At 58.7% G+C, this 6,327-nt stretch carries 5 protein-coding genes; 2 read left to right on the forward strand and 3 right to left on the reverse strand.

Features of this window, described 5'->3' with window-relative positions; translation table 11 throughout:
- Positions 1-40 precede the first annotated feature (40 nt).
- Positions 41-820 carry a hypothetical protein gene (locus U9R25_20385; protein MEA3338254.1) on the forward strand — a complete coding sequence of 260 codons (780 nt, stop codon included), beginning with the start codon at positions 41-43 and terminating at the stop codon, positions 818-820.
- Between the two features lie 189 nt (positions 821-1,009).
- Here the strand turns inward: U9R25_20385 and U9R25_20390 are convergent, their stop codons facing one another.
- The 3 genes from U9R25_20390 to U9R25_20400 are packed head-to-tail and all read right to left on the reverse strand — an operon-like array spanning position 1,010 to position 5,023.
- Positions 1,010-1,699: a response regulator transcription factor gene (locus tag U9R25_20390; GenBank protein ID MEA3338255.1), complete on the reverse strand. Its 690-nt coding sequence runs from the start codon at positions 1,697-1,699 to the stop codon at positions 1,010-1,012.
- Positions 1,677-4,112, reverse strand: a complete 2,436-nt coding sequence (locus tag U9R25_20395) for an ATP-binding protein (GenBank protein ID MEA3338256.1) — start codon at positions 4,110-4,112, stop codon at positions 1,677-1,679. Before U9R25_20395 ends, U9R25_20390 begins: the two co-directional genes overlap by 23 nt.
- On the reverse strand, positions 4,109-5,023 hold the full coding sequence (locus tag U9R25_20400; protein MEA3338257.1) for a CPBP family glutamic-type intramembrane protease: 915 nt from the start codon (positions 5,021-5,023) through the stop codon (positions 4,109-4,111). Before U9R25_20400 ends, U9R25_20395 begins: the two co-directional genes overlap by 4 nt.
- Before the next feature lie 246 nt (positions 5,024-5,269).
- On the opposite strand from U9R25_20400, the gene U9R25_20405 reads away from it, so the two are divergent.
- Positions 5,270-6,082 (forward strand): hypothetical protein, encoded by an 813-nt coding sequence (locus tag U9R25_20405; GenBank protein MEA3338258.1) that lies wholly within the window; start codon positions 5,270-5,272, stop codon positions 6,080-6,082.
- Positions 6,083-6,327 lie beyond the last annotated feature (245 nt).

Genomic DNA, 6,327 nt, shown 5'->3' on the forward strand with positions numbered 1-6,327 from the left:
AAAGCCATCTCCGTTTATTGGGAATCTCTTGGAATCGCCAATGGATCAATTTCAACTACATATTCTCTCCGATAACTTGAGATTCTCATTCGTAGTCTCATTCCGTCCAGCCGGTCATTTCTTGATCAACGAATTGGGCACACCGGGCCAGACGCACGAGGTCCTGGCCACGCTGCTTGGTCCTGCGGCGGGCCTGGCACCGGTCGGCGGACGGACGATCGAATTCGAAATCTCGGCTGGTCCCAATGCTCCGGCGGCCGACAATGGTGCGACGGATGCCGGCGGCGTGGCATCGTATGAGTACACGGCCGTGCAAGGGCCGGCTGGCCTTGGCACCGACACCATTGAGGCGTGCGTTACCCTCAACGATCCACTGGGTGAGACAGGCTGCACAGATGTCACCAAGGATTGGGTAGATACCACACCTCCGGACGCGTTCTGCACGCCAACTGTTAACCCCCACGGCAACAACAATCCCAACGCGCCCGGCCAGGGCGGGCAGGGCCAGAACCAGGATGGATTCTACGAGATGACGGCCGAAGACCTGGTTTGGCCCCCGGAAGACCTTGAGATGTTCGTGACCGATACCGGAAGTGGCACGGTCTTTGGACCCTATCCCGTCGGCACGAAAATCAAGTACACGGAAGATTCGAACGCGACGCCCATTGCCAAGCTGATGGGAGGCCAGGGGCAGGGCAACCAGGCACACGCCATCGACTGGCACATCATCGGCAACGGCGACGCTGCGGTGACAGCAGTCGCCGGTTCCGGCAACATGAGCGTGCCGGCTGCCTGCCTCGTGCCTCCCCCTCCGATGTAGTCCAGCAGAAGCGGAAATGGCGGTGATCCGCCCGATCACTGCAAGCCGCCAGATAGATTCCCTGAAGCAGGCGAGGCATAACTGCCTCGCCTGCTTTTATCTGTGCGCTATGATTGGTTAGGTCTGCCGGTGTGCTCACGCGGTCATTGCTGGCAGGCAAGTGCTTGCGGCTGTGGAGCCGGTGCTCGCTTAATCATCACGGGAGATGAAGCGATATCCTATCCCCCACTCTGTGACAATGTACCGGGGCCTTTCAGGTTCGTCTTCAATTTTCTTGCGTACGTAACGGATATAAACCGGCAGAATGGCCGTATCCTCGGCATACTCCGGCCCCCAGACGTCGGTCAATAACTCCACATGGGGCACTACCTGGTCAGCCCGCCGGACCAGAGAAGTCAACAGGCGAAACTCGGTAGGTGCCAGATGCACCGGCTTGCCGGCCCTCGTCACCACCCGGTGTTTTTCATCGATGCTCAATGTGCCATCGTCATAGAGTACGGCTCGCTGTCTGCGCTCCTCCGGGCTGCGGCGCAACAGAGCCTGCACCCTCAACAACAGCTCGCGCCGGTCAAAAGGTTTACGAATGTAGTCGTCGGCGCCCAATTCCAGCCCCTGGATCACATCCTCCTGCGTGCCCCTGGCTGTCAACATGATGACGGGCACGTCCGATACGCTGCGCAGGTGACGGCATACCTCCCAGCCAGTCATCACCGGCATCATGACATCCAGAATCACCAGGTCTGGAGACTGTTCCAGGGCCATGTTCAACCCCTCATGACCACCGAATGCTGTGATGACCTCGTAGCCCTCGTGGCGTAGCTGCAGCGCCGTCAGGCGGTTCAACGAGACATCATCCTCAATAAGCAGAATCCGTTTCAAGGGTTTCCTCCCTGACCCTGCGCAGGCTGAAGCAGAACCTGCTGCCCAGGCCTCCAGGGCCATTCTCCACCCAAATCTTCCCACCCATGGCATTCACCAGGTTTCGGGCCAGGTACAGGCCCAGGCCGTGGCCGTAGACCGTTTGGGCATCGCTGGCATCCAAACGGTAGAAGCGTTCGAAAATCAGGTCCCTGAATTCCTCGGGAATCCCTGGACCCTGGTCCTGGACAGCAACCGTTACCGTGTCGGCTGTATCAGACACGATGGAGAGTTCAACAGGTCGCCCAGGCGGCGAGTATTTGTTGCCATTGTCCACCAATGTGTTAAGGATCGTCTCCAGGGCTGTTTCATCTGCCCAGGCCCACAAATGCACAGCGGGTCCCGGCATGTCCAACGGTCGTTCAGGCATTGCCGCGCGCCACTGCTCCAGCATGCCATTCAGTACGAGGCCCACCGGTATGGGCCGGGTCTCCAGGCTGAGCCTGCCGCCATCGTGGCGCGCCACGTCCAGCATTTTGCCCGCGAACTCGGCTAGGCGTTGGCTTTCGGCCCTCAAGATATCCAGATACTCAGCCTGTCCGGCCGCATGCGTCACCTGCCCATCAGCCAGCATATCAGCAATGGCAATGATGCTGGCCAATGGCGTGCGCAGTTCGTGGGAAAAGGCGCCGATCAGGTCGCGCTGGAACTGCTCAATCTCGTGCCGCTCGGTAATGTCGTGTAATAATACCACCAACTCTTCGTTGACACCGTCTACCGGTGGCAGTGGCGCTGCGCTCAGGGTAACCACCCGCTGACTGCCCGCCCGCTGCCCGATGATCCAATGGGCGTCTCGTACGATCTGAGGGGCGCGTAAGGCCGCCATCAACTTGCAGTCCTCGGCGCACGCCTCTCCCCGGGTGCAGATCAATACATCGCAGAGCAAATGGCCGGCGGCCTCCTCAGCTCGCCACCCGGTCAATCGTTCGGCAGCCGGGTTGAACCCTGTGATGCGCCCGTCGTGATCGACGGTCAACAGAGCATCGGCGATACTGGTCACGATCTGTTCGTAGATTTGTTTTTGCTGCACGATCTGTTCGTAGAGACTGGCATTCTCCAGGGCGATAGCAGCCTGATCGGCAACCCCGGCCAGCGCTCGCTGAACCCCAGGCCCGAAGACCCCGGGCCGGTCATCTTCCAGGGCAATGAAACCCAGTGTCTGCTGGTCACGGTGAAGTGGCATCAAGATCTGGGAGGCGGGCTGGGAAAGAAACATCGGCGCGTCAAGGGGGGCGACCGGATCTATCGCCTTTCCCGAACGGTGGCGCGCCAGTTGAGCCAGGTGGCTAACCGATGCAGCATCCGGATCGACGTTCCAGCCTTGAAATACTGGCGAGATTCCGTCTGCCTCTACAGCCACCAGCCCGCTGGTAGCGCCGCTGATCTCCACGGCAGCGACTAACGTCTCGTGAGCGATTCGCGTGGGATCGAGGCTGGCATTCAGCTCGCTGGCAGCATGTTGAGTAACCGTCAGACGGCGAACCTGTTTAGCCAGGTCTTCATCTATCCGGGCCATGACACCGGCCTGAATCATCGCCTGGCCACCGGCCATCGTCAGGCTTTCGATGGCGGCCAGATCCTGAGGTCCGAAGCACCGGTCACCGTACCTGAGTAACACTAATATGGCCAGCGGAGTGCCATCTGGCAAACGCAAGGGCTGGGCCAACAGGCTGGTCGCGGTTGGTGCATCAACAAAACGGGGATCGCTGTCAAGATCACCCATCAATTGGGAGGTGTTTCGTTCAACCAGCCATTTGGCCAAAGTCAATTGTCCGGCCGGCTCACTCAAGGAACGAACCTCCGGAACACCTCGGTCGACGGTTACAGCTTGCCAGGAGGATGTAACCGGATCCTGCATCAGTAGTGTAGCCTCATCGGCCGAGGTAGTAGCAGTGGCCTCCTGCAGGACAAAGGTGATTACCTGGTTCAGGTCGGTAGCCCGGTCCAACAACGCCTCCCGCTCGCGAACCGCGCCGCGCAGCGCTGTGCGGGTCTGCTGAAAACCAGCGATGCTTCCGGCCAGGTAGCCGACGATGGCCAGGAAGAGCGTGTAGGAGATGAATTGTAATGCGATGACGCCGAACTCGGGTGTTCCCCAGGCCGCCAGTGTGACGGGCAGGTAGGAAGCGCTGAAGAAACCGACCAGGATCAGCGTGAATCCCCTGTTGCGGCAACCATAGGCAGCCACGATCAAAGGAATCACGGCCAGGAACCGGATCCAGGCCAGCGAGGATGGCCGGAAAACCTGGGCAAGCACCATGATAGCCATGGTGGCTGCCGTTACCGAGGCAAGAATGGCGAAGAAACGGTCGCTCAGCGCCGGTCCCGCCAACTGCTTTGCCTGCCGATTTCCAAATGCGAAGAGGTTATTCATGTCGCAAAGATGAGAATGGCCAGGGTTGCGAAAACGATGCGACAGACCATACCGGGCAACAGGGATCTCTGCCGATAGCGTAGATACGTAGTGAGTAATGCCAGGACAACTGAATAAGCCAGGAACCAGAACACCCCAGATACTCCCTGGAGGTTAAAACTGGGCCACAATCCCAGGTAGACGATCGAATTCAATAGCACGATGCGCAGTCCAGGAACAATGGGATTTCCTGGCTGACTGCCGATCAACAGATCATAGGCCAGGCCGCGAAACAGAATCTCCTCTCCGACAGCCAAGAGTCCGGCCTGGAAACATAGAGTCCAAACCAACAGGGTGAGCATGGCCGCACTGGGTTGCGCAAGCCCCATGGTAAGTCCGGCTGAAAACAAGAGATGCAATCCAAGGGCTGCACCTGCCGCGGCGCCGATCACCAGATTGGCTGGCCACCCCATGGTCGTAAACCCCAGGGCCCGGGTGCGGGTTGGGAACCGCCGGACTAACCAGGCCAGCACCGGCCAGGTGAGCGCGGGAATCATTGCGCTCAGAATAAGGATATTCTGCCCTTCATTGCCGGTTACAGCGGCAGGTGCGGAAATGATGGCAATGAGCATCGCTGCCAATAACAAGCCAAGGATTGGCAGTATGCGTAACAGGGCTGGACCCACTGTCATCTGGGTGCGTAAAAGCGTCCATATGGGCAGAATCCAGAAAGCCAGTGAAAACAGCGCAAAAGGTAGAATCCGGGCCCCGGGCCAGGAGGGGAAGAGAAGGGGAACTGTCAGCGCGACCAGGGACATCAAGGCCACGACGATCTCGATGGCGCGCCAAAGCCGCAGGCGACGCATCGAATTCTCCTGGGTTAGGGTCTGCCAGTCGTGGTGAACCGTGCTCTCAAGCACTGGTTGGGGCATGGGTAACTGCTCTCGGTTTAGGTGGGTTGTAGTGTTAGCCGTTGTTACCAATACCGATATTCCATATTATACCACAATTTGATATCGGTGCACGCAAGGAAAACCGAGTACTATGCGAAACATTTTTTCCGTTTCTCCGTCATCATATCCAGAGCACTGCTGGTCTACCATGGGCTTCGTCATCTTTCCCCAACCTGCTTCCCCATCACCAGATGACCAGCAACCCGGATCAACGAGGCCTATACCATGAATCGAGAAAGAGCGACACTGAATCACCGGCTGTTTCGCACTCTTTGCCCAAGGCATCGGGCCTCGGGGCTGCCCTTTTTACTGTTGCTTTCATTGACGTTTGTCATGATAGCGGGATTGCTGCCGGTTGGCAGTGACGCCCGGTCCCGGTGGCAAATGACGGTGCCGCCGATGCCCGCTGAGCCCCCAGGCGGCGAGACCCTGTTTTGTTACAACGCGATCATCAACCCCAGCTTCGAGCGCACTGAATCCTGGACGATTACCGACACCATGTATTGGGCCAATTACTCCACGGCGCAGGCCTACACGGGCCACCGGTCCATGCGCACCGGTATTCCCCCGGGCGGGCCGGATGTTCGCGCCTATTCCTCGGTCCGTCAGGCGGTCGAGATTCCAGCCGACGCTGTGTCAGCCACATTGAGACTCTGGTATTATCCACTGTCTCAAGAATCCATGATGCAGGAAGGGGGCACGCGGGTTGCATCGATCCAACCTGGGCCAGGCATGCTGGCCGACCGTATGCCCCTGGACAGCGACCGGCAATATGTCTTGCTGCTGGATGCCCGCAATGCCATCATGGAGTTCCTGATGTGGCAGACCTCCAATGCCGGGCAGTGGCTGGCGGAGACCTATGACGTAACCGCCATGGCCGGCATGACGATCAAGCCCCACATCGGTACCTATAACGACGGTGTGGGCGGCATCACAACCATGTATGTGGATGATGTGACGCTGAGAATCTGCCGGGACGTGGTGGTGTATGAGCGGTTCATGCCCATGGTCTGCCGGGGGCGGGGGCCAGGGGCATGATCGTTCCGCTAGGAGAGTTTGGCGTATGAACCTCTCCGACGGAACGATCATGCCCATACAATCGCGACGGTGCCACGGGCCGTCTGTCATCGGGTGTAGAGACGTTGCACGGCGATGTCTGCAATGCCATGCAACGTCTTTACGATTCATTCACGTAGAGACGTTGCATTGTCACGCCAACATATGTCGTTGGTCATCCAGGTAGAGACGTTGCACGGCGATGTCTGCAATGCCATGCAACGTCT

It is taken from the genome of Chloroflexota bacterium, from assembly GCA_034717495.1.
In the GTDB taxonomy this organism is placed as follows: domain Bacteria; phylum Chloroflexota; class Anaerolineae; order JAAEKA01; family JAAEKA01; genus JAYELL01.

Bases quoted from the DNA above. Each gene is read 5' to 3' on its own strand.
- U9R25_20385 (MEA3338254.1), top strand. From the start codon at position 41: ATGGATCAATTTCAACTACATATTCTCTCCGATAACTTGAGATTCTCA.
- U9R25_20405 (MEA3338258.1), top strand. From the start codon at position 5,270: ATGAATCGAGAAAGAGCGACACTGAATCACCGGCTGTTTCGCACTCTT.
- U9R25_20395 (MEA3338256.1), bottom strand. From the start codon at position 4,112: ATGAATAACCTCTTCGCATTTGGAAATCGGCAGGCAAAGCAGTTGGCG.
- U9R25_20400 (MEA3338257.1), bottom strand. From the start codon at position 5,023: ATGCCCCAACCAGTGCTTGAGAGCACGGTTCACCACGACTGGCAGACC.